Annotated in this window: 24 protein-coding genes and 1 riboswitch; of the genes, 9 read left to right on the top strand and 15 right to left on the bottom strand. The window is 70.3% G+C overall.

Annotation, left to right across the window (positions count from 1 at the left end):
- Positions 1-74 precede the first annotated feature (74 nt).
- Both FPZ12_RS45530 and FPZ12_RS11270 read left to right on the top strand, forming a co-directional pair.
- A complete protein-coding gene (locus FPZ12_RS45530) occupies positions 75-767 on the top strand; it encodes a GntR family transcriptional regulator (protein ID WP_166462686.1) in 693 nt (230 codons plus the stop codon).
- A 32-nt stretch (positions 768-799) separates the two neighbouring features.
- Complete coding sequence (locus FPZ12_RS11270) at positions 800-1,921, top strand: epoxide hydrolase family protein (RefSeq protein WP_144750002.1); 1,122 nt, start codon at positions 800-802, stop codon at positions 1,919-1,921.
- 15 nt (positions 1,922-1,936) lie between these two features.
- Here FPZ12_RS11270 and FPZ12_RS11265 read toward each other — a convergent pair whose 3' ends face one another.
- The 7 genes from FPZ12_RS11265 to FPZ12_RS11235 form a co-directional block, all read right to left on the bottom strand.
- Positions 1,937-2,968: a 3-hydroxyisobutyryl-CoA hydrolase gene (locus tag FPZ12_RS11265; protein WP_144750000.1), complete on the bottom strand. Its 1,032-nt coding sequence runs from the start codon at positions 2,966-2,968 to the stop codon at positions 1,937-1,939.
- Positions 2,965-3,696, bottom strand: a complete 732-nt coding sequence (locus FPZ12_RS11260) for a FadR/GntR family transcriptional regulator (protein ID WP_144749998.1) — start codon at positions 3,694-3,696, stop codon at positions 2,965-2,967. Before FPZ12_RS11260 ends, FPZ12_RS11265 begins: the two co-directional genes overlap by 4 nt.
- A 73-nt stretch (positions 3,697-3,769) precedes the next feature.
- A riboswitch (adenosylcobalamin (AdoCbl) riboswitch) is annotated at positions 3,770-3,863 on the bottom strand.
- 64 nt (positions 3,864-3,927) lie between these two features.
- Positions 3,928-5,538 (bottom strand): L-lactate permease, encoded by a 1,611-nt coding sequence (locus FPZ12_RS11255; protein WP_144749996.1) that lies wholly within the window; start codon positions 5,536-5,538, stop codon positions 3,928-3,930.
- Positions 5,539-5,582: 44 nt separating this feature from the next.
- Positions 5,583-7,286 (bottom strand): methylmalonyl-CoA mutase family protein, encoded by a 1,704-nt coding sequence (locus FPZ12_RS11250; RefSeq protein ID WP_144749994.1) that lies wholly within the window; start codon positions 7,284-7,286, stop codon positions 5,583-5,585.
- A gap of 19 nt (positions 7,287-7,305) precedes the next feature.
- Positions 7,306-8,250 (bottom strand): methylmalonyl Co-A mutase-associated GTPase MeaB, encoded by a 945-nt coding sequence (gene meaB / locus FPZ12_RS11245; protein WP_144749992.1) that lies wholly within the window; start codon positions 8,248-8,250, stop codon positions 7,306-7,308.
- Entirely contained in the window at positions 8,247-9,659 is a 1,413-nt protein-coding gene (locus FPZ12_RS11240; protein WP_144749990.1) for a phenylacetate--CoA ligase family protein, read from the bottom strand. The genes meaB and FPZ12_RS11240 overlap by 4 nt, the downstream gene beginning before the upstream one ends.
- Positions 9,660-9,677: 18 nt before the next feature.
- On the bottom strand, positions 9,678-10,097 hold the full coding sequence (locus tag FPZ12_RS11235) for a cobalamin B12-binding domain-containing protein (RefSeq protein ID WP_243769793.1): 420 nt from the start codon (positions 10,095-10,097) through the stop codon (positions 9,678-9,680).
- Positions 10,098-10,245: 148 nt separating this feature from the next.
- Between FPZ12_RS11235 and FPZ12_RS11230 the strand changes: the two genes are divergently transcribed.
- Positions 10,246-10,971: a FadR/GntR family transcriptional regulator gene (locus FPZ12_RS11230; protein ID WP_144749987.1), complete on the top strand. Its 726-nt coding sequence runs from the start codon at positions 10,246-10,248 to the stop codon at positions 10,969-10,971.
- On the top strand, positions 10,961-11,380 hold the full coding sequence (locus FPZ12_RS11225) for a hypothetical protein (protein ID WP_144749985.1): 420 nt from the start codon (positions 10,961-10,963) through the stop codon (positions 11,378-11,380). Before FPZ12_RS11230 ends, FPZ12_RS11225 begins: the two co-directional genes overlap by 11 nt.
- An 11-nt stretch (positions 11,381-11,391) precedes the next feature.
- Here FPZ12_RS11225 and FPZ12_RS11220 read toward each other — a convergent pair whose 3' ends face one another.
- The 8 genes from FPZ12_RS11220 to FPZ12_RS11185 all read right to left on the bottom strand — a co-directional run bounded on the left by FPZ12_RS11220 (position 11,392) and on the right by FPZ12_RS11185 (position 19,097).
- Positions 11,392-11,982: a TetR/AcrR family transcriptional regulator gene (locus tag FPZ12_RS11220; protein WP_144749983.1), complete on the bottom strand. Its 591-nt coding sequence runs from the start codon at positions 11,980-11,982 to the stop codon at positions 11,392-11,394.
- A 90-nt stretch (positions 11,983-12,072) separates the two neighbouring features.
- Positions 12,073-13,386: an MFS transporter gene (locus tag FPZ12_RS11215; protein WP_150980280.1), complete on the bottom strand. Its 1,314-nt coding sequence runs from the start codon at positions 13,384-13,386 to the stop codon at positions 12,073-12,075.
- A gap of 37 nt (positions 13,387-13,423) precedes the next feature.
- Positions 13,424-14,197 (bottom strand): class II aldolase/adducin family protein, encoded by a 774-nt coding sequence (locus FPZ12_RS11210; protein WP_166462685.1) that lies wholly within the window; start codon positions 14,195-14,197, stop codon positions 13,424-13,426.
- A 42-nt stretch (positions 14,198-14,239) separates the two neighbouring features.
- A complete protein-coding gene (locus tag FPZ12_RS11205) occupies positions 14,240-15,409 on the bottom strand; it encodes a thiolase family protein (RefSeq protein WP_144747910.1) in 1,170 nt (389 codons plus the stop codon).
- A gap of 25 nt (positions 15,410-15,434) precedes the next feature.
- Positions 15,435-16,166: an SDR family NAD(P)-dependent oxidoreductase gene (locus tag FPZ12_RS11200; RefSeq protein ID WP_144747909.1), complete on the bottom strand. Its 732-nt coding sequence runs from the start codon at positions 16,164-16,166 to the stop codon at positions 15,435-15,437.
- Entirely contained in the window at positions 16,163-16,966 is an 804-nt protein-coding gene (locus FPZ12_RS11195; RefSeq protein WP_144747908.1) for an enoyl-CoA hydratase/isomerase family protein, read from the bottom strand. Before FPZ12_RS11195 ends, FPZ12_RS11200 begins: the two co-directional genes overlap by 4 nt.
- Positions 16,963-17,727: an enoyl-CoA hydratase/isomerase family protein gene (locus FPZ12_RS11190; protein WP_144747907.1), complete on the bottom strand. Its 765-nt coding sequence runs from the start codon at positions 17,725-17,727 to the stop codon at positions 16,963-16,965. The genes FPZ12_RS11195 and FPZ12_RS11190 overlap by 4 nt, the downstream gene beginning before the upstream one ends.
- Entirely contained in the window at positions 17,724-19,097 is a 1,374-nt protein-coding gene (locus tag FPZ12_RS11185) for a phenylacetate--CoA ligase family protein (protein ID WP_144747906.1), read from the bottom strand. Before FPZ12_RS11185 ends, FPZ12_RS11190 begins: the two co-directional genes overlap by 4 nt.
- A gap of 181 nt (positions 19,098-19,278) precedes the next feature.
- Here FPZ12_RS11185 and FPZ12_RS11180 point away from each other — a divergent pair, with 181 nt between their 5' ends.
- Genes FPZ12_RS11180 through fdxA form a run of 5 tightly spaced genes read left to right on the top strand, consistent with a single transcriptional unit; the run spans position 19,279 to position 22,778 of the window.
- A complete protein-coding gene (locus FPZ12_RS11180) occupies positions 19,279-20,556 on the top strand; it encodes an aromatic ring-hydroxylating oxygenase subunit alpha (protein WP_144747905.1) in 1,278 nt (425 codons plus the stop codon).
- The gene (locus FPZ12_RS11175; RefSeq protein WP_144747904.1) at positions 20,553-21,029 is read left to right on the top strand and encodes an aromatic-ring-hydroxylating dioxygenase subunit beta; all 477 of its coding nucleotides are present in this window, start codon (positions 20,553-20,555) and stop codon (positions 21,027-21,029) included. The genes FPZ12_RS11180 and FPZ12_RS11175 overlap by 4 nt, the downstream gene beginning before the upstream one ends.
- A gap of 1 nt (position 21,030) precedes the next feature.
- The gene (locus tag FPZ12_RS11170; RefSeq protein WP_144747903.1) at positions 21,031-21,255 is read left to right on the top strand and encodes a hypothetical protein; all 225 of its coding nucleotides are present in this window, start codon (positions 21,031-21,033) and stop codon (positions 21,253-21,255) included.
- Between the two features lie 22 nt (positions 21,256-21,277).
- Positions 21,278-22,492, top strand: a complete 1,215-nt coding sequence (locus tag FPZ12_RS11165) for an FAD-dependent oxidoreductase (protein ID WP_144747902.1) — start codon at positions 21,278-21,280, stop codon at positions 22,490-22,492.
- Position 22,493: 1 nt separating this feature from the next.
- Positions 22,494-22,778, top strand: coding sequence for a ferredoxin (fdxA, locus tag FPZ12_RS11160; RefSeq protein WP_144747901.1), 285 nt, complete (start codon positions 22,494-22,496; stop codon positions 22,776-22,778).

Raw genomic sequence — 22,778 nt, 5'->3', positions numbered from 1 at the left:
GCGGATGCGGTATCCTGCGTCGGGTTCGGCGACGAACCGCAGCCGCCCGAGCACAGAACGCACCGGAGGACACCGTGCCGCGAACGAGCGCCCGCCGGGCGGCGGAGCCCAAGGCGCCCACCGCGTCCAGCTCGGCTCAGGAGCAGTACGTCAAGCTGCGCGAGGAAATCCTCACCGGCAAACTCACGCCGGGCACCCCGGTGCTGGAGACGGCGGTGAGCGCGCGCCTCGGCGTCGGGCGGGCGCCGGTGCGCGAGGCGATCCTGCGCCTGGAGTCGGACGGGCTGCTCAGCCGGGGGCCGCACGGGGCGCAGGTGCGGGTGCGCTCGACCGACGAGGTCTTCGAGATCTACCAGGCGCGCATCGCGCTGGAGGCGGAGGCCGCGGCGTCGGCTGCCCGGCACGCGTCCGAACTGGACCTCACGCGCCTGCGCCACGTGCAGCTGCAGGCGACGGGCGCGGCCGATCCCGCCCAGGCCCGCGCGCTGCACGCCCGCTGGCACAGCGTCCTCGCCCAAGCCGGCCACAACGCGACGATCGTCGAACTGCTGGAGCGGCTGGCAGGCCAGCTCGCGCCGTATGAGACCCGATCACTCGCCGAGTCACCGAACCTGGCCACCACCCACGGCGAACACGACGACATCGCGGACGCCATCGCCCGCGGCGACCAGGACACGGCGCGGCGCCTCATCACCGCCCACCTGCAGCGAACCCGCGATGTCCGCGTCGCCGCCCTCGTCCAGGCGGAGACCGAGGCGCCGCGGTAGGACGATGGTCGTACCGAGCAAGGGAGCCTGCCGTGGCCGCCGAGCCGTTCAGGGTCAGCATCACCGAAGCCGAGATCGCGGATCTGCGTGACCGGTTGCGGCGGACGCGGTGGCCCGAGCCCGAGCCGGTGGACGACTGGTCGCAGGGGCTGCCGCTGGCTTACGCGCAGGAGCTTTGCCGCAGCTGGGCCGAGGACTACGACTTCGGGTTCGCCGGGCGGCTGAACGCCTTCCCGCAGTACCGCGACACCGTCGACGGGCTGGGCATTCACTTCCTGCACGTCCGGTCGCCGGAGCCGGACGCGTTCCCGCTCGTGCTCACGCACGGGTGGCCGGGTTCGGTGCTGGAGTTCCTGGACATCCTCGGCCCGCTGACCGATCCGCGCGCGCACGGCGGGGATCCGGCGGACGCGTTCCACGTGGTCGCGCCGTCGTTGCCCGGATACGGCTGGAGTGACAAGCCGTCGACGACCGGGTGGGACATCACGCGCATCGCGCGCGCCTGGGACACGTTGATGGTTTCGCTGGGTTACCACCGGTACGGCGCGCAGGGCGGTGACTGGGGTTCGGCGGTGTCCGGCGCGCTGGGTGAGGTGGCACCCGAGCGGGTCGCCGGCGTCCACCTGAACCTGGGATCAGTCGCGGCGGGCACGTTCGACGACCCGACGCCCGCGGAGCTGGCGAACATCGAGGCCGCGAAGGAGATGCAGCGCACCGGCCGGGGGTACTCGGCGATTCAGGCGACCCGGCCGCAGACCCTCGGCTACGGCCTCACCGACTCCCCGGCGGGCCAGGCCGCCTGGATCGCCGAGAAGTTCTGGGCGTGGACGGACAACAACGGCCACCCCGAGGACGCGGTGTCGCGGCAGACGATCCTCGACGAGATCTCGGTCTATTGGTTCACCGCGTCAGCCACCTCATCGGCGCGCCTGTACTGGGAGAGTTTCGCCAACTTCCGGGACAAGGTCACCGCGCCGTCCGGACTGTCGGTCTACCCACGCGGCATAACCCGCCCGTCGCGGCGTGAGGCCGAACTACGGTTCACCGACCTGCGCTGGTTCGAGGAGCTGCCGCGAGGCGGCCACTTCGCCGCACTGGAGCAGCCGGAGTCGCTGATCGAGCAGGTGCGCGGTTTCTTCCGCCTCTTCCGCTGACCGTCCGCACGTTGTTCATGCGCGCATACGCTGTCGTGCCCGCAACTCCCGATCGCCGAGATCTTCGAAGCAGCGCTCGACCTCGTCCGGCCGCACGGCGGCTACCGAAGGCGCGGACCAGCGGGGCCGGTGGGCCTTGTCCACGACCACCGCCCGGATGCCCTCGACCGGGTCGGGGCCCTCGATCAGGCGGAGGCCGGCGCGGAGGTCCTGGTCGAGAACCTCAGGCAGCTCAAGGGAAGCGGCCCGGCCGACCGCCGCCAGCGCCACGCGCACCGCGAGCGGCGACGCCGCCTCGATTTGCCGCACCGCGGTCGCCGCTTCCGGAACTTCGCGCAGGCGCTGGAGAATCGTCGCGGCGTCGTCCGTCGCGTAGCACTCGGAGATCCACGAGGCGGCGCTCAACGGCGACGGCGGAACGCTCCCCTTGACCACATCCTCAGCGGGTGCGACAGCCAGGTCAGCCGACAACGCGGGCAGGTCAGCCGAATCGACGCAGACATCGGCGAATCCACAATGGATCGCGTCCCCCGCGCCGAACCGGGCGCCGGTCATCGCGAGGTGACGGCCCAGCACGCCGGGCGCCCTCGCGAACAACAGACTGCCGCCGACATCCGGGGCGATGCCGAGGTTCACCTCGGGCATCGCGAGCACCGACCGTTCGGTCACCACGCGGTGCGAGGCGTGCCCGCCGAGCCCGATGCCGCCGCCCATGGTGATGCCGTCCATCAGCACCACCACCGGCTTGCCGTAGTCGCCGATCAGCGCGTCGAGCAGGTATTCCTCACGCCACAACACTTCCGCGGCATCCGTGGCGTCGCGCGCCGAGTCGTGGACGACGCGGATGTCCCCGCCCGCGCAGAAACCCCGGTCCCCGGCGCCGTCGATCAGGATCTGGCGGATCTCCGGGTCGTTTTCCCACCGCAGCAACGCTTTCCGCATCGCCGTGATCATGCCGAGCGTCAGGGCGTTGAGCTGCCGGGGCCGGTCGAGCGTCAGGTGGCCGAGGTGCCCCGTGCGGCGCACCCGCACGAACTCCTCGCTCACGAACCGGCGGCCAGCTGGTCGCGGTAGAAGGTCCGGATGTGGCGCTCCACCAGATCCGCGCCCTTCTTCCCGTGCCGCGCCTCGATCGCATCCACGATCGCGCCGTGTTCGGCGACCAGTTTGTCGCCCACCGCGCGCCAGTCCTCGATCGCCGTGAACGCCCGCACCATCTCCGCCTTCACCGCGTCCCGCAGCGCCTGCATGAGCGTGACGACGAGCCCGTTGCTCGACGCGCGCGCGATGCTCACGTGGAATTCGGTGTCCAGCTCGTTGAACTCCGTCGACGAGACCTGCTCCGGCCGCATCGAGCCGACCACCGAGCGGAGGTGCTCGATGTCCTCTTCGGACCGGTGCTCCGCGGCGCCGGACACCGCGTGCCGCTCCAGCTGGACGCGGATGTCGACGAGCTCCTCGAGGCTGATCCCGGCCAGAACCACGTGCAGCCGCAACAGGTTGCCGAGCGCTTCGGTGGAGCGGCCGGAGATCACCGAGCCGGAATCACGGCCCGAGCCGCCCTGCGCCTCGATGATGCCCATCGCCTCGAGCGCGCGGAGCGCCTCGCGTACGCTGCTCCGGCTGACGCCGAGCGCCTCGACCAGCTCACGTTCGCTCGGCAGCTTCGCGCCGACCGTGAGCTCGCCGCCGAGGATCTTCTCCTGGATCTGCGCGATGACCTGCTCGTGCGTGCGGACCTTGCGGACGGGCGCCCACCCGCTCTCCGCGCTCACGGCCGACCCGCTTTCGGGCGCCTACCAGTGCACATCTGGACCTCCTCGGGCTGACGCGGCCCGGTCAGGGGTTGTCGGCGGTGCGAGGTCTGACTCCGGGGCCCGCGGACCCCGATCACAGTGGCGCGACCGCTCCGGATTCTCACCGGCATTCCCACGCCGCCGACTTTACCCATCGGAGCATACAAGCAGACCCCAGGGTCAACAAGACCACATATGAGGTCAGACCAATCATGGAACGGCCCAGCCGAGGACGGGCGTCGACTCCAGGTACACCAGCAGGCACATCGCGGGCAGGAGCACGCACGACGCGGCGATCACCCGGCGCAGCAGCTCTCCTTCGCGCCCGCCCAGCCCGACCGCGGCGGCCCCGATCGCGAGGTTCTGCGGGCTGATCATCTTGCCCAGCACCCCGCCCGCCGAGTTCGCGGCCGCCGCGAGCGTCGGCGACATGCCCGTGCCGTGCGCGGCGGCGACCTGCAGGGCGCCGAAGAGCGAGTTCGACGACGTGTCCGAGCCAGTGACCGCCGTGCCGAACCAGCCCAGCAGCGGCGACAGCACCGCGAAGAACGCGCCCGCGCCGGCGAGGAACAGGCCGAGGCTCGCGGTCTGCCCGGACAGGTTCATCACATAGGCCAGCGCGAGCACGGCCATGACCGTGAGCGCGGCCCATTTCAGCTGCCGCAACGTGGCGGCGTACGCGGCGAGCGCGACCCGCGGGCGGCAGCGCACGATGACCGCGGTGATCACGCCCGCGATCAGCAGCACCGTCCCGCTGTTGGCGAGCCAGTCGAACTTGAACGTCGTGAGCGAGACCGGTTTTCCGTTGCTGCCCAGCACATTCAGGCCGGGCCAGTGGAACGTCACGGTGGTCGACGCCAGCGCGTCCTTGATCCCCGGCAGCACCGACAGCGTGAACAGCACGATGATCACGAAGTACGGCGCCAGAGCGCGGGCCGCGGCGCGGGGCGGGGCTTTCGCGGCACCGGGCCCGCCGGCGCTGAACGCCATGACCGGCGCGTGCTCGGTGCGCGGCTGCCAGAACCGGGTCAGCGCCATGACCGCGACCGCGGACACCAGCGCGGCGACGATGTCGACCAGCTGGACCGGGCCGAAGCTCGCCACCAGATATTGCGTGACCGCGAACGACACCCCGGCCACCACGGCGGCCGGCCACACCTCCCGCAGCCCGCGTTTGCCGTCGAGGACGACGAGCAGGATCAGCGGCACGAACAAAGCCAGCACCGGCACCAGATGCGCGGTCGCGTGGCTGAGCGTGTCCACCGGCAGCCCGGTGACCTGGCCGAGCGTGATGATCGGCAGCCCCACGGCACCCCAGGCCACCGGGGCGGTGTTGGCGATGAGCGCGACCGCCGCCGCGCGCAGCGCGGGCAAACCGAGCGCGACCAGCATGACCGAGCAGATCGCCACCGGTGCCCCGAACCCGGCCAGCGCCTCCAGCAGCGCGCCGAACGAGAACGCGATGATGATGCCCTGGATCCGCCGGTCCCCGCTGATCCGGGAGAACACCTCGCGCAGCCGGTCGAAATCCCCGCTGGCGCGGGTCATCTCGTAGATCCAGATCGCGTTGATCACGATCCACATCGCCGGCCACAGCCCGAACGCGGCGCCTTCGGAGGCCCCGAGCAGGGCCCCGCCGGCGGGCATCCCGAACCCGGCCACCGCGACGGCGAGCGCCGCGGCCAGCCCGGCCAGCGAGGCGATCCAGGCGCGGACCCGGAACACGCCCAGGAGCAGGAACAACAACAGCAGGGGCAGCGCGGCGCAGAACGCCGACCAGCCCAGTGAACCCGCGACGGGCGCGGTGACCTGGTGGAACACGGGAAGCCTCCAACATCATTGGGGGAGGAACTTGCGTGACAGGGTCAGAAAACGGGTGTTTCGGTGTAGGAGCCGAAAACCTGCCGCAACGCGCCGGTGATCTCCCCCATCGACAAATGGGCTTTGACCGCCTCGATGGTCGCGGGCATCAGGTTCGCGGAATCCTCGCGCGCCACGGCGAGGAGTTCGGCCATCGCTTTCTCCGCGCGTACCGGATCGCGGTCGGCGCGGATCTGCTTGAGCCGGGTGATCTGGCGGGCCTCCGATTCGGGATCCAGTTTGTGGACCTCGATCTTCTGGTCCTCGGCCTCGTCGACGTATTTGTTCACGCCGACCACGGGCCGCTCGCCGGTGCCCTTGCGTTGGGCGAACTCGTAGGCGGTGTCGGAGATTTCGCGCTGGAAGAAGCCCTGCTCGATCGCGGGGATCACCCCGCCGAGCTCCTCGATCTTGGTGAAGTACTCCTCGATCCCGCGCTCCAGCCGGTCGGTGAGGTTCTCGACGTAGTACGAACCACCGAGCGGGTCGATCACCGAGGTCACCCCGGTTTCGTCGGCGAGGATCTGCTGCGTGCGCAGCGCGACCTTCATCGCCATTTCGCTGGGGATCGTGTAAGCCTCGTCCAATCCGTTGGTGTGCAAGGACTGCGCGCCGCCGAGCACCGCGGAAAGCGCTTGCAGCGCGGTGCGCACGATGTTGTTCAGCGGCTGCGGTTTGGTCAGCGTGGCCGCGGCGGTCTGGGCGTGAAAACGCAGTCGCATCGAGTTCGGGTTCTTCGCCCCATAACCCTTGACGAGCTTGGCATAGAACCGGCGGACGGCGCGGAACTTCGCGACTTCCTCGAACAAGTCGGCCTGGCTGACGAAGAAGAACGAGAGCCGCGCGGCGAACTGGTCGACGTCCACCCCGGTCGCCACCACGTCCTCGATGTAGGCCTTCGTGATCGCCATGGTGAAGGCGATTTCCTGCTGGGCGTTCGCCCCGGCCTCGCTGATGTGGTAACCGCTGATGTTGACCGGGTTGTACCGGGCCATGTGCTCCGAGCAGTAGACGATGGTGTCGCGCACGATCCGCATACTCGGCCGGACCGGGAACACCCATTCCTTCTGCGCCACGTATTCCTTGAGGATGTCGTTCTGGATGGTGCCCGACAGTTTGTTCAGGTCCATCCCGCGCTTTTCCGCGACGGCCACGTACATCGCGAGCAGGATCCACGCCGACGGGTTGATCGTCATGGACACGCTGATCTCTTCGAGGTCGATGCCGTCGAAGAGCGCTTCCATGTCCGGCAGGGTGTCGATCGCGACGCCCTCGCGGCCGACTTCGCCGAGGCTCATCGCGTCGTCGGAGTCCAGGCCCATCAGGGTCGGCATGTCGAAGTCCACCGACAGGCCGGTCTGCCCCTGCGCGATCAGGTAGCGGAAGCGCTGGTTGGTCTCCTCCGCCTGGCCGAACCCGGCGATCTGGCGCATGGTCCAGTTCCGGCCGCGGTACATCGTCGGGTACGGCCCGCGGGTGTAGGGGAACCGGCCCGGCAGCCCGATTTCCGCCCAGTCCCCGGGCAGATCGGCCGGGGTGTAGACGCGCTCCACCGGCAGCCCCGAGCCGCTGCGGTACTCGTCCTTGGACTCGGGCGCCCGCTTGAGAAACGCGGCCAGTTCCTTGCCCTCCCAGTCGGCGAGGTCGGACTTCACGCGCTCGACGAGCGCGTCGCCCGCCAACCGTCCACTGTGGTCGTTGTCGGTCATGTCGGTACTCCCAACGGTTCTAGGGGCGCAGCGCCCGGACGAGTTCGCGAGCGGCCTCGGCGGGATCGGAGCTCCGGACGACAACGGCGTCGACAGCGGCGTCGAAGTCCGCGCGGCCGGGGCGGAGGTCGCGCAGCACGAACTCCTCGGCCATCCAGCGGATGCGGGTCGCGGCGTTACGCCGTTCGCGCAGCTCGCGTTCGCCGCTGCGGTCGAGCCACTCGTGGTGTTCATCGAAGGTGCCGGCGAGTTTCTCGACGCCTTTCCCGGTGGCCGCGATGGTCTGCCGGATCGGCACGTCCCATCCGTTCGCCGTGTGGGGCGCCAGCCGCAGCATCTCGCGCAGTTCGGACACGGTCTTGTGCGCGCCTTCGCGGTCGGCCTTGTTGACCACGTGCACGTCGGCGATCTCCAGCAGGCCCGCCTTGATCGCCTGCACGTCGTCGCCCATGCCCGGCACGCTCACGACGGCCACGGTCTGCGCGGCGGACAGCACGTCGACCTCGGCCTGCCCCACGCCGACCGTTTCCAGCACGATGACGTCCTTGCCCGCGGCGTCGAGCACGGTGATCGCGTCGAGCGCCGCCCGTGACAGGCCGCCGAGCGCTCCCCTGGTGGCGATCGAGCGGATGAAGACGCCCGGATCTCCCGCGAGCTCGGTCATCCGGATGCGGTCACCCAGGATCGCGCCGCCGGTCAGGATGCTCGACGGGTCCACCGCGATCACGCCGACGGTTCGCCCGCGTGCCCGGTATTCCGCGGTCAGCCGAGCGACCAAAGTGGACTTTCCGCTGCCCGGCGGGCCCGTGATGCCGAGGACGTGCGCGCCGCGCGTGTGCCGGTGCAGGTCCGCCAGCAGCTCGTTCACGCCCGCCGAGCGCCGTTCGACCTGGGTCAGCGACCGCGCGATCGCGGCGGGTTCCCCGGTGACGACCCGCTCGGCGAGCGTCCGGGTCACCGTCATCGCGGGCCACCGCCCTGGATCTCGCGCAGCAGCGCGCGGTCGTCGATCACCCGGCGGGCCTTGAAATCCGTGCGGTCGAAGGTGTTCGGCGGCATCGCGACGACGTCGGCGCCGACGCCCAGCACGGACCGGAGCCGCGCGGACAGCCGTTCGGTCCACCCCGGGTGGTCGGCCGACGCGAGGCCGGCGCGGTGCTCGACCTGCACGGCGAGGGTGTCCATCGCCGCGTCGCGAGTGATGACGATGCGGTGCTCGCCGCCGTAGTCGGCGTCGGCCATCACGACGTCGTCGATCGCGCTGGGGTAGATGTTCTCGCCCCGGACGGTGAACATGTCGTCGATGCGGCCGTAGATTCCCTTGGGCAGGAAGGGATACGTGCGGCCGCGGGCGGCGTCCGGCGCCTCCCAGCGCGTGAGGTCGTTGGACAGCAACCGGATCATCGGCTGGCTCGTGCGCTCCAGCGTCGTGTAGACCGGCGTTCCCTCTGCCCCGTAAGGAAGAGGCGTGAGCGTGCCGGGGTCGCAGACCTCGGTGTAGACGAGGTCCTGCCAGGCGAACACGCCCGGCTCGTCCTGGCCGGCGCCCAGGTGCATCCACGGGCTGACCTCGGCCATGCTGCCCGAGTCGTACACCTTCGCGCCGAACTTCGATTCGAGCATCGCCCGCACCGACGGCACGCTCGCGCCGGGCTCGCCGGAGAAGAACATCCGGGTCAGGCCGAGCGAAGCCGGGTCGATTCCCTCCGAGCGCGCGGTTTCGGCGAGGTGCAGCGCGTAGGACGGCGTACTGTACAGGACGGAAACGCCCATCTGCCGCATCCACGACAGGGTCCGTTTGGTCTGCCCGTTCTGCCCGGCGCCGAACGGGAAAACCCGCGCGCCCAGCCGTTCGCCGCCGATGTAGGCACCCCAGGAACCCCAGTAGAGGCTCAGCGGGGACGCCACGAGCACGGTGTCGCGCGGCCGGATTCCCATCGCCCACATCACACGGGCGTGCGCGTTGGCGACGCTGCGCCAGTCCCGTTCGCTGATCCCGAACGCGGTCGGCCGCCCCGTGGTGCCCGAGGTTCCGTTCACGTGCTTGACCTCGGCACCGGGCACGCACAGGTAGCTGCCGAACGGCTCGTGCTCGGCCTGGTCCGCGCGCAGTTCTTCCTTGCGCACCACGGGAACCTTGCCGAAGTCCTCGAGCGAGCGGATCGACGACGGGTGGATCCCCGCGTCGTCCCATTTACGCCGGTAGAACGGCGAATGCTCCCACGCGTAGGCCATGACTTCCCGGATGCGTTCGAGGATCTTCTCGTCGCGCTGTTCGGCGGGCATGGTCTCCCGGCGCGGGAACCAGTAGCGCTGGTCGTCGGCCGGGCGGTAGCCCTCGTCGTACCGCGGCGGCCAGGTCCACTGCTCCATGACGGTCTCCCTCCCGGGTCAGCTCGCGGCGGCTTCCGCGCCGAGCTTGCGCACGATCGCCACCACCGATTCGGGCGTCGTGTCCTGGCCCAGCACGTCGGCGACCCCCATCTCGCGCAGCGCCACCTCGTCCTCGTCCGGCATCACCCCGCCCGCGACGATCGCGAACCGCGGCGCCTGCTCCAGCTCGCCGATCAGCTCGAAGAGCTTCCGGAAGATCGACATGTGCGCCCCGGACAGCAGGCTCACGCCGAGCACGTCGACGTCCTCCTGCACGGCGGCCTCCAGCACCTGCTCCGGCGAGCGGTGCAGGCCGGTGTAGATGACCTCCATCCCCGCGTCACGCAGGGTGCGGGCGACGACCTTGACCCCTCGGTCGTGCCCGTCCAGCCCGATCTTGGCCAGCATCACCCGGATCGGATCCTCGGTCCCGTTCACCGAACCTCCCTCGGTCTGTCCATGCTGAGGTCAGACCATAAACTCCGTAAGTCGGATCACACAAGGGGTAAGACAGCTATCGCGGTCAGACCACATGATTTGCTAGCGTCTCGGACGAGCCCGCCCGCACCGACGCGAAGGGGTGACCATGCCGAAGCCGCCTGGCGACACCATGGGTCTTCGCAAGATCGCTTCGCCGCACGACACGTTCGCGGCAGCCGCGGAACTGATCCTCCAGCACGATCCGCGCCCGGGAGACCGAGCGCCCACCGAAACCGAACTGGCCGACTCGCTGCGGATCAGCCGCCAGAGCGCCCGGCGCACCCTCGACGCGCTCGGCGCCGCCGGTATCGTCGCCGATTCCCGCACCGGCGCGAAAACGTTGCGGCGCACGGGTTCCGGGGAGATCAGCCGGTTCCTCGGGCTCGTGCTGAAAAGCGAGAACCAGCCGGGTAAACGGGATTTCCTCGGCGTCCGGATCGCGGTCGAGCAGACGTCCGTGGCCGCCGCGGCGGACTCGGCGCGGAACTCCGACATCCGGGCGCTGCGCGGGCTGGTCCTGCGGATGCGCAAACGTTCGGTCACCCCGGCCGAGTTCTGCCGCCTCGACGTCGCCTTCCACCTTCGGATGGCGCAGACCGCAGGCGGGCTCCGGGAATCGCTGCTGGACGGGCTGGCCGGGTCCATCCACGACGAGATGGAACAGGCCTTCGACGAGGACCACGACTGGGAGTCGACGGCCACGAGGCTGGCCGACGAGCACGAGCACCTGCTGCGTCTCGTCGACTCGGGCCGCGGCGCGAAGGCGTCGAACTTCGTTTCCCGGCACGTCGAACGCTTCTACGCGAGGAAAGAAGGGCGGCATGACGGATAACCTGCTGCGTGAACGAGCCGCCGACGCGATCGAAGAAGTGATCGCCTGCACCGACGCCTGCCTCGCGACCGGCGAACCGACCGGCTCGCTGCGCGCGACCGTCGTCGCCGTCCGCGAAACCCTCTTGACGATCGCCGACGCCGTCCGCAAGGGGCGCGAACTCGTCGTGGAGGTTCCGGCGCCGCACCCGGGCACCGAGGCCGGCCCCGGCTACAGCATGGCGGCCGCGATGGCGCGCCTCGCCCGTGCCACGAGCCGGCGCGCGGGGCACGAACTCCGTGCTGTGCCGGGGATCCACGCTTCCGTGCTGGACTACGTGACCGGCCTGCCGAACCTGCTGGGAGTCATCGCCGAAGACCTCGACGCCGAGGAAGCACAGTCGGTACCGAGCGGGATGTGCCTCCCCTGAGCCGCCGGGGATTACGCGAGCGGGGACTCGAAGATCAGCCGCTCGACGGCGTCGACGAGTTCGGCAGGCTTGAGGCGGCCGCTGGGGCGGTACCACTCGACCACGGAGACCGCCGCGCCGAGCGCGAGCCTGCTGAACAGGGCGGGCTCCATCGCCGGCCGGAGCCCGCCTTCGTCCGCCGCCTGCTGGACCAGCGCCGTCATCGCCTTGTCGAACTGCTTCCGGCGGCGCAGCGCGCGTTCCTCGACCGGGCTGTTGCCGTGCGCGCGGACGAGCAGGGCCACCTCGGGCAGCCGTTCGGTGATGATGACGACGAGCCGCCGGATGATGTGGCGCACCCGGTCGACCGCCGCGCCCTCCTGGCTCTCCGGCTCCTTGAGCACGCCCAGCAGCGCGTCGAGCGCCCGGTTCACGCCGAACTCGAACAGCTCTTCCTTCGACCGGACATGGTGGTAGAAGCTCGATTTGGTGATGCCGATGGCCTTGGACAGGTCGCCCATCGAGGTACCGTCGTACCCGCGCTCGAGGAACACCTCGACCGCGCGGTCGACGATCGCGTCGAGGTGGAACGGCTCGCGGACCGAGTTGCTGATGCGTGCCACACCGCCTCCTCCGACGAACGACCGGTCCCGGCTTCCGACGATAGTCACCCTCCTGACCGGTCCGGACGCCGCCCCGAATGAACGGTCGGTTCAGCGCCCGACGGAGGCTTCGCGTTCGGCGGCGGGCCGCTCCCGCCAGGCGAGAATCCCGGCGAACGTGACCACGCAGCCGGCCACCATGTAGGCCGACACCGCCATCGAGGACCCCGTGCGCGCCAGCAACCACGCCGCGGCCAGCGGGGCGAACCCGCCGCCGAGCACGGCGCCGAGCGAGTAGGCCAGCGAAGCACCGCTGTACCGGACGGCGGCCGGGAACAGTTCCGCGTACGCCGCGGCTTGCGGGCCGTACCCCGTGCCGAGCCCGAACGCGAGACCGGACACGGCGATCAGCATCCCGGCCGTCGTCCCGGTGTCGAGCAGCAGGAACATCGGGAAGGCCCAGGCCGCGAGGGCGATCGTGCTCACGAGGTACAGCGGGCGCCGGCCGAAGCGATCCGACCAGCGCGCGCCGAGCACTGTCCACAATGCCCATTCCAGCGCGCCCGTCACCCCCACCACCAGCATGGTGGAGCTGCTCGCGTGCAGCTTCTGCGTGCCGTACGAGCCGATGAACGCGATCAGCAGATACCCGCACAGGTTCACGCCGACGAACAATGCCGTCGCGACAAGGACTTCCCGCGGGTGTTTGCGCACGAGCTCCGCGAGCGGGGCACCACGCCGGGCACGCCGCGCGCGCAGTTCCGCGAACACCGGGCTTTCGGCCACTTTCGCGCGGATCACCATCCCGGCGCCGATCAGCACGACGCTGAACAGGAACGGGATCCGCCAGCCCCACGCGAGGAACTGCTCCTTGCTCGTGCTCGCCGACACCGTCAGCAGCGCCAGGTTCGCCAGCACCAGCCCGAACGGGCCGCCCAGCTGCGGGAACGAACCGAACACGCCACGGCGGCCTGGCGGCGCGTGTTCGACCGCCAGCAGCGCGGCCCCACCCCACTCCCCGCCCGCCGAAATGCCTTGCAGGAAACGGAGAACGACGAGCAGCACCGGAGCCGCGACGCCGATCGTGGCGTAGCCGGGCAGCAGCCCGATCGCGGTGGTGGAGCCGCCCATCAGGACCAGCGTGCCGACGAGCATGGCCCGGCGGCCGATCCGGTCACCGAGATGGCCGGCGAGGATCCCGCCGAGTGGCCGGGCGAGGAAGCTGACGCCGATGGTCGCGAACGACGCGAGCAGCGCCGAAGCGGGTTCGAGACCGGGAAAGAACTGGGTGGTGAACACGAGCCCGGCGGCGGCAGCGTAGACCAGGAAGTCGTACCACTCCACGGTGGTGCCGATCAGGCTGGCCAGCGCGACCCGGCGCAGGTCGGTGGTGGTCGTCGTGGTGGGGACGGTGGTGGCGGGCATGGGCACTCCTTTGTGCCTGGGGAAAGGGTTCTGCGGGTCAGTCGAGGACGTCGGGCTGCTCGGTGACGATCTGCTGGAACAGGGGCTGGAAGCTGAACCAGGCGGCGCGCGGGGTGCCCATGGTGTCGCGCACGACCCTGGCGTCTTCGGGCTCGGCCGGGCGCGCCCGCCCCGCCGACTCGGCGAGGAACTGCACGTGCGCGCTGTGTTCGAAGGCGATGAACCACCAGGCCGCCTCGTCGACCGTCTGCCCGACGGTGACGACTCCGTGGTTGCGCAGCACCACGGCGCGATGCGACCCGAGATCCTGGGCGATGGCCTTGGCCTTGAGGTCTTCGAGCGTCACGCCCGTGTGGTCGTCGTGCAGAACGTGGTCTTCGAAGAACATGCAGCCTTCGTTGGTGAGCGGCTGGATCGGCCTGCCCATGGCCGACCAGGCCGATCCGTACAGGCTGTGCGCGTGGGCCGCGGCGACCACGTCGGGCCGCGCGGCGTGCACCTCGGAGTGGATGCGGAACGCCGCCGTGTTGAGGATTCCCTGTCCCTCCACCACTTTTCCCTGGTGGTCGACGAGGATCAGGTCGGAGGCACGCATCGCGCCGAAATGCAGGCCGAAGGGGTTCACCCAGAATCGGTCGGGGTATTCGGGGTCGCGGGCGGTGATGTGCCCGGCCACGCCCATGTCGAAGCCGTACCGGGCGAAAGCCCGCAGCGCCACGGCGAGGCGTTGTTTACGGTCGAGGCGTTCCTCCTCGACCGAATCGAAGACACGGGGTTCGGCGAAGACCATCGTGCTGGGTACGGGTGGCATGTCGAAACTCCTTTACTGGATGGGTTTTTCCGGGGCTCCGGTTCAGAGCCGTTCGAGGATCGTGGCGTTGGCCATGCCCCCGGCCTCACACATGGTCTGCAGCCCGTACCGGCCGCCCGTGCCCTCCAGCACGCCCAGCAGCGTGGTCAGCAGCCGGGTGCCGGACGAGCCGAGCGCGTGCCCGAGCGCGATCGCGCCGCCCCGCACGTTGAGCCGGGCGGGATCGGCGCCGAGTTCGTGTTGCCAGGCCAGGGGTACGGGCGCGAAGGCTTCGTTGACCTCGTAGGCGTCGATGTCCTCAATGGATAGTCCGGTGCGGTCCAGTACCCGCCGGGTGGCGGGGATGGGTCCGGTGAGCATGAGCAGCGGATCGTCGCCGACGACGGAGAAGCCGTGGAACCGCGCTCGCGGCCGGAACCCGAGTTCGAGCGCCTTGCGTTCGCTGGTGATGAGCACGGCGGAGGCGCCGTCGGTGAGCGGGGACGAGTTGCCCGGGGTGATTTTCCAGTCCACGTCCGGAAACCGGGCCGCCGACTGTGTCGTGCGGAACGACGGCCGCAGGCTGCCCAGCGCCCCGGCGGTGGTGCCAGGGCGCAGGGTTTCGTCCACCGCGAGCGCCGGCGCTTCGGGCACCGTCACGACCTCGGCGTCGAACTCTCCCGCGGCCCAGGCGGCCGCGGCGCGCCGATGGGACTCCGCGCTGTAGGCGTCCAGGATCTCGCGATCGAGTTTCCAGTGCCGGGCCACGAGTTCGGCCGAAACACCTTGGTGGACAAGGCCTTCCGGGTACCGTCGCGCCAGGCGTTCGCCCTGGCCCGGCGGGCGTGCGCTGCCCAGCGGGATCGTGCTCATCGACTCGACCCCGGCGGCGATCACGACGTCGTACGCGCCGGCCAGGACGCCTTGCGCGGCGAACGCCGCCGCTTGCTGGCTCGATCCGCACTGGCGGTTGATCGTCGTGCCGGGCACGGTTTCCGGGAACCCGGCGGCGAGCGCGGCGGTGTGCGCGAGGTTGCCGGACTGGTCCCCCACCTGCTGCACACAGCCCGCGATGACGTCGTCGATCAGCGCGGGGTCCAGTCCCGTCCGGTCGATCAGGGCGCGCAGGGTGCCCGCGAGCAGATCGACGGGATGGACTCGGGCGAGCGCTCCGCCGGGTTTGCCCTTGCCGACCGGCGTGCGCACGGCGTCCACGATGACGGCTTCTTCCACGGTTTTCTCCCTCTCTGCGGGGAATTCAGGCGCCGAGGCCCATGCCGCCGGACACCCCGAGGGTTTCCGCGGTCACGTAGGAGGCTTCGGGGGCGGCCAGGAACGCCACCCCGGCGGCGATTTCGCCGGTGGTGCCCAGCCGGTTCAGCTGCGTGCCCGCGATCATCGCGGCGAGCACCTTGCCGTCCTTCTCCCGGATCGACTGCACCATCGGGGTTTCCGTGGGCCCGGGCGCGACGCAGTTCGCGGTGATGCCGAAGCGGGCGTTCTCGCGGGCGATGGATTTCGTGAAGCCGATGACCGCGGCCTTCGCGGCGGCGTACACCGCGTCGCCCTTGGAGCCGATGCGCCCAGCCTCCGAGGACACCGTGACGATCCGGCCGTACCCGGCGCGTTGCATCCCGGGCAGGACAGCTTGTGTGCAGGCGAAGGTCCCTTCCACGTTGACGGCGAGCAGGCGCCGCCACCGCTGCGGGGTGACGTCGGTGAACCAGCCCCAGTCATCGATTCCCGCGTTGTTGACCAGGACGTCGAACGGCTCACCACCCAGGGCCGCGTGTACGGCGGCGGGATCGGTGACGTCGAGTTTTACTGCCGTGCCCCCGATTTCCCGGGCGATCTCGCCTGCTCCCTGCGCGTCGATGTCGGCCACGACGACGTGCGCGCCCTCGTCGGCGAGGCGGCGCGCGATGGCGGCGCCGATCCCGGTGGCCGCGCCGGTCACGACGGCCCGGCGGCCGCCGAAGCGCCCGTTCATCGGCCGGTGAACACCGGCGTGCGGCGTTCGATGACGGCGGCGAGCCCTTCGCGGGCGTCCGCGGAACCGGACAGTTCGGCGACCGTGCGGGCTTCGTCGGGCAGGGCCTCCTCGACCGAGCGCCCGACGCCGTCCCACAGCAGGCGTTTCGTAGCGGCGAGGGCCTTCGGCGCGCTGTTTGCCAGTGCCAGAGCCAGTTCTTGCACCCGGGTGTCCAATTCGGACTCCGGCACGACCTCGGTGACGATGCCGAGTTCGCGGGCCTCGGCAGCGGTGAGCGTGGGGTTGGCGAGCAGGAGTCGCATCGCCTGCTTGAGGCCGACGAGCCGGGTGAGGGTGACCGAGGTCCCCGCGTCGGGCGCCATGCCGACCTGGACCGCGGCGGACTTGAACCGGGCGGTGTCGGCGGCGAGGACGAAGTCGGCCGCGCAGACGAGGCCGAAGCCCCCGCCACCGGCGGCGAACCCGTGCACCCTGGCGATCACCGGGGCGGGCAGCCGGATCAGCGCCGACACGCAGACCTGGAGCCACGACGTCACTTCACGCAGGTAGTCGGGCAGCTGCTCGCCCTTGGCGGCGAAGTCGCGGACGTCGCCGCCCGCGCTGAAATGCTTCCCGTTACCCGCGAGCACCAGCGCCCGCAATCCGGGCTCGCGGTGGCAGGTCATGAGCGCGTCGTACAGCGCCCGCAGGGACGCGGCGGACATTCCGTTGGCCGCCTCGGGGCGGTTCATCCGCAGGTCGGCGATGCCGTCGGAGATGTCGAGCAGCACGTCGCCTTCGGTGATGACGGCGGTCATGGGGTGGCCTTTCGTCGGGAGAAGGCGGCGAAGGCCGCGGGGCCTTCACCGGCCAGGTGGTCGAGCACGGTTTCGGTTTCCAGCGCCAGCCCTTCCTCCAGGGGAAGGTCCAGCGCGCGGTGCACGAGGCGTTTGCTGTGGGCCATCGCGGCGGGCGGGTTCGCGAGCAGGCGTTCAACAACGGTGTCCACAGTGGACTCGAACTCCGCGGGTCGCGCCGCACGGTAGGCCAAACCCCATTCGACGGCGGTGGTGCCGGTGATTTCGTCGCCGGTGAGGATCAGGCCGAGCGCACGCTGTTTGCCGGCGATCCGCGGCAGCCGCTGCGTGCTGCCCCCGCCGGGCACCTGGCCGAACCTGCTGTGGATGTCGGCGATCCGCGCGTCGGCGCGCACCACCGCGAGGTCACAGGCCTGCATGAGTTCGAACCCGCCCGCGACGGCGTGGCCGTGCACCGCGGCCACCACGGGAACCGGGACCGACGTGATCGCGCGCAGTGCCCGGCCGAATTCGTCGAAGAGCCGGGCCATCGCCTCGCGGCCGCCTTCGTGCAGCGCGGCGAGTTCGGCGACATCGCCGCCCGCGCAGAAGTCTGCGCCTTCGCCGCGGAGCACGAGCACCCGGATGTCGTTGCGGGAGGCCAGTTCCAGCACCGCCTCGGTGAGCCGCCGGGCGAGGTCGACGGTGATCGCGTTGCGGGCTTCAGGCCGGTCGAGCCGGATGTGCCCGACCGGCCCATCGGCGTGCCATCGCACGCTCATGCCGGCACGCCCGGAACGAGGCGCGCGGCCGCGAGCGGGGCGGCGTCGGCGAACTCGGCCGTGCTGAGGACACGACGGGCTTTTCCTTCGTAGCGCGGTAATTCCTGCTCCGCGACGGCCGCGACCGGCAGGTGGATGCCCAGCCTGTCGTGCAACCGGCGCCTCAGCTCGGCGACCGCGCTCTCGCGTACAGCCTCGGCGACCTCGACCACGACCGTGCCTTCGGTGGCGCGCAGCCCGTCAGGATCCTTGTCCAGCACCAACTGCCACGCCGCCCCGGTGCCGGGGGTCGCGCCGACGACGTCCTCGATCTGGGACGGCAGGACCATCGTGCCGCGCACCTTCACCATGTCGTCGCTACGCCCGGAAATCCAGGCGATCTTGGGATGCCCGCGCCTTCCGCACGGGCAGTCGTAGGCGTCGGGCGCCCAGGCGGTGAGGTCTCGCGTGCGCCACCGCAGCATCGGGGATCCCTGACGGCGCAAGGTGGTCACGACGAGCTCGCCGGTGACGCCGGGCTCGGTGATCCGCTCGCCGCTGTCCGGATCGACGATCTCGATGAAGTGGTGATCGGCCCAGACGTGGAAGGTTCCCTGGTCCGCGGCGTGCTCGCAGGTGCCGGCGACGAACGGGCCGCCGAGTTCGGTGGAGCCGTAGGTGTTGTGCGGCCGGAAACCCGGCGGCAGTGAGGCGCGCAGCCGGGCCACGGCGGCCGAGCTCATCGTTTCCCCGCCGAAGATCCCTGCCCGCAGCACCCAGTCGGCCGCCGGGTCGATCCCGGCCTGTCGCGCGCGTTCCACCAGGAGCAGCGCGAAAGTCGGGGTGCAGGAGATCACCGTGACGCCGAGGTCACGCAGGCGTTCGACGGCCAGCGACGTGCGCCCGGGACCGGCCGGGAACGTGGTGGTGCCGATCTGTTCGAGAGCCCGGTCCAGCGAGCTGCCGCCGATCCACAGGCCGTAGCCGTAGCACTGCCACGCCACGTCGTCGCGCGTCACGCCCATGGCCGTGAGGTTGCGGGCGCCGAGTTCGCCGATCGCGGCGAGGTCGTCGCGGGTGAAGCCGATGTTGCACGGCAGGCCGGTGGTGCCGGTGGTCGCGTTGAGGCGCACGATCTCGGCGGTGGGCACGGCCTGCACGCCCCAAGGCTGCAGTTCTCGCAGCCGCGCCTTGTCGAAGAAGGGCACCTCGGCCAGGTCACCGGTGGTCCTGATCGCGCCGGGGCCGATCCCGGCGGCGGCCAGCGCGTCGCGGTAGTACGGCACGCGCAGGCAGGCGGCGACGGTCTCGCGCAGGGCTTCGTCCTGCAGGCGGGCGATCGCCGCCGGCGCGGCGGTTTCGATCTCTGGAGACCAGTAGGTGGTGGTCACGCCGGGCCCCTTTGCCTCGTTTCCGGAAAATCAACCGATCGTTCGGATATTAGGGCGCGACGTCGTTGTGGTCAACACCTGTTTGTCGGGGTGAGCATCACTCGCGGTTCCGGTCTTGTAATCGACCGATCATTCGGTAATCTGCGAGACGGGGACACTCAGCCGAAAAGGAGCGCCGAGGATGGCCGCAAGCACACTTCCCGACCGGCCCGACTACGCGAGGCTCATCGAGCACGACCGCGTGCACGGCTCGCTGTACACCGACCCGCGGGTCTTCGCCGACGAGCTGGAGCGGATCTTCTACCGGGGCTGGGTCTACGTCGGGCACGAAAGCGAGATCCCGCAACCGAACGACTACACGGTGAAGAGCATCGGGCCGCAGTCGGTGATCATGTCCCGCGACCGGCACGGCACGGTGCACCTGCTGCTGAACCGGTGCAGCCACCGCGCCAACCAGCTCTGCGAAGCGGCGCGCGGGAACTCGCGGGCGCTGCGCTGCCAGTACCACGGCTGGACCTTCGGCACCGACGGCGCGCTGCTGGGATATCCGTTCCGCCAGGGCTACGACGGCGCCGCCGCCAAGGCGGAGCTCGGGCTCGGCCGGGTCGCGCGAGTGGAGTCCTATCGCGGCTTCGTCTTCGGCAGTTTCGCCGCCGAGGGGCCGAGTCTGCGCGAACACCTCGGCGCCGCCACCGATGTCCTCGACCGCCTCGCGCGGCTCTCCCCCGAGGGCGAGGTCGAGCTGACCGGCGGCTGGCTGCGGCACGAGGTGCGGGCCAACTGGAAGATGCTGGTGGAGAACGAAACGGACGGCTACCACCCGCAGTTCGTGCACGCCTCGATCTTCGAGGTCGGGCAGAGTCACGTGGCCGAGGTCTACAGCGAGAAGTCCGCCGCCACCGCCCGCGATCTCGGCCGCGGCCACACCGAACACGATCTGCGCCCGCAGTTCCGGTCACTCGACGTGCCGCTGGGCTGGTTCGGCACCAGCGAAGACCGGCTGCCGGACTACGCCCGCGCGATGCGGGAGTCCTATGGGGACACGGGCGCGCGCGAGATCCTGGTCGACGGCGCGCCGCACGTGATGATCTTCCCGAACCTGTTCATCGCGGAGATCCAGCTCTTCGTCCTCCAGCCGCTCGCGGTGGACCGGACCGTCCAGCATGTGACCCCGCTGCGGTTCAAGGGCGCGCCCGACCTCAACCGGCGGTTGCTGCACCAGGTCAGCGGTTCGGTCGGCCCGGCGGGTTTCCTGCTGGCCGACGATTCCGAGATGTACGAGCGCAACCAGCGTGGGGTCGGCGCGCGCGAGCCGGAATGGCTGGTGCTGCGGCGCGGCCTGCACCGCGAGCGGATCGACGACGAAGGGCATCTCGCGGGCGCGGCCACCGACGAGACTCCCCAGCGCGGGATCTGGCGGCACCTCAAGGAAATTCTCACCGATGGAGCGAACGAATGACCATCACGCGTGACGAGGCGGAGGCTTTCCTCTACGCCGAAGCACGGTTGGCCGACGAACACCGTTACGACGAGTGGGAGGAGTTGTGGGCCGACGAAGCGCTGTACTGGGTGCCCGCCGGCCCCGGTTCGGTCGCCGACCCGGAGAGCCAGATCTCGGTCATCTACGACAACCGGTCGAGGATCGGCCTGCGGGTCGCGCAGCTGAAAACCGGGAAACGGCATTCGCAGGACCCGCTCAGCACGGTCGCGCATCTGGTGAGCAACGTGGAAATCGAGGCCACGGAGGAGAACGGCGTGCGCACGCGGGCCACGTTCCTGGCGGTCGAGTCGCGGATCCGTGGCCTGACCACGTGGGCGGGTACCGTCCGGCACAGCCTGGTCCGCGACGGCGGGAAGATCCGCATGTCCCGCAAGGTGGTCCTGCTCGTCAACCGGGACCAGCCGCTGCCGACGATGTCGTTCCTGATCTGACATGGGCGCCGCGGAATGGCGGGTGGAGAACGAGTTCGCCTCGGTGACCGTGTCGGTCGATCGCGCGGGCAACGATCCCCGTCTGTGCATTGTGGACAATCTGACCGGGCGGCGCGCGTACTTCGACGCGCTGCTGCTGGAATCGCTCGCCTGGGCCCCGGACACGGCGCTCAAGCAGCTGCTCGATCCGTCGCTGCACCGCTGGTCCGCCGAACCCGGTGCCTGATCCCCCGAAAAAGGAGCCTCCGATGCCCCATGTCGCCGTCGTCGGCGCCGGCCCGTCCGGTGTCTTCGCCACCGCCGAACTGCTGCGGCGCCCGGACGTCCGGGTCGACGTGTTCGACCGTGGCCCGACGCCGTACGGGCTCGTCAGGTACGGCGTCGCGCCGGATCATCTGAAGATCAAGAGCGTGACCCGGGCGCTGGCCAGGACACTCACCGACCCGCGCGTCACGTTCCGGGGCAACGTGGAACTCGGCCGTGACGTGCGGCTGCCCGAACTGAGGCGCGAGTACCAGGCCGTCGTGCTGGCGACCGGTGCCCCGCACGCGCGCAGGCTCGGTATCCCGGGGGAAGATCTGCCCTCGCATGTCCCCGCCGCCGAGGTTGTCCGCTGGTACAACGGCTTTCCCGGCGCCCGGGACCTGAGTGGGCTGCTCCGCGGTCCGGTGGTGGTGATCGGGGCGGGGAACGTCGCTCTCGATGTCGCCCGCGTTCTGGTCAAAGGCCACAAAGGACTGTCGCATACGGACGTTCCGCCGGACGTGCTCGCCGCGCTCACGCCGCGCGATGTGCGGGTGATGGTGCGGCGGGGTGTTGCCGACGCGAAGTTCTCCCCGGTCGAGCTGCTCGAAGTCGGCAAGCTCCCCGGTGTGGATCTCGTGGTCGAGGGGCTCGATCCCGAGGCGGACGGGGAGGCGCGCTCGGCCGGGATCTTCCGGGAGTGGGCGGAAAGGCCGCGGTCCGGTGGTGGGGTCACGCTCACCTTCGGCTTCCACCAGGCGCCGATCGCGGTGCGGGACAACGGGGTGGCGCTGCCGGACCGGACGATCCCGGCAGGGTTGGTGGTCAGTGCCATCGGCTACACCGGCGAACGGCTCGACGGAGTGCCTTTCGACGACTCGCGAGGCCTGATCCCCAACACGCGCGGCAGGGTCGCGCCTGGGCTTTTCGTGACGGGCTGGGCGAAACGGGGGCCGAGTGGCGTGATCGGCACGAACAAGGCGTGCGCGGCGGAGACCGTCGCGGAAGTGCTCGGCGACCTCACGGACGGCCCCGTTTTCGACATCGAGCCGCTGCTCGCCGCACGCGGTTGCCGCTGGGTGCCGTGGCCGGGGTGGACGCGGATCGACGAGGCCGAGGTCGCGCTGGGCCGGGCGAACGGCCGCGAGCGCACGAAAATCACCGACCTGGCGCGGCTGCTGGACCTCGGCGCGCCCAGCGAGAACCTGGAGGTGGCCTGAGATGGCTTACGTGATCACCGATGCCTGCCTGGACATCATGGACCGCAGCTGCCTCACGCAGTGCCCGGTCGACTGTATCCGGCAGGGTGAGCGGATGCTCTACATCAACCCGGACGACTGCATCGACTGCGGTGCCTGCGAAGCGGTGTGCCCCCAATCCGCGATCTTCTTCGACGAGGAACTCCCCGCGGCACAAGCGGCCTACCGCAAGGTGAACGCGGAGTTCTTCGCCGGGGACGCCACCACGGATCACCCCACGGTGGCCGCCCTCCCCCGGCGATCCTGA

Origin of the sequence: Amycolatopsis acidicola (assembly GCF_007713735.2) — a bacterium.
GTDB classification, from domain to species: Bacteria; Actinomycetota; Actinomycetes; order Mycobacteriales; family Pseudonocardiaceae; genus Amycolatopsis_E; species Amycolatopsis_E acidicola.
The sequence above is the reverse complement of the archived record's forward strand: the minus strand, read 5'-3'. Positions and strand labels throughout refer to the sequence as shown.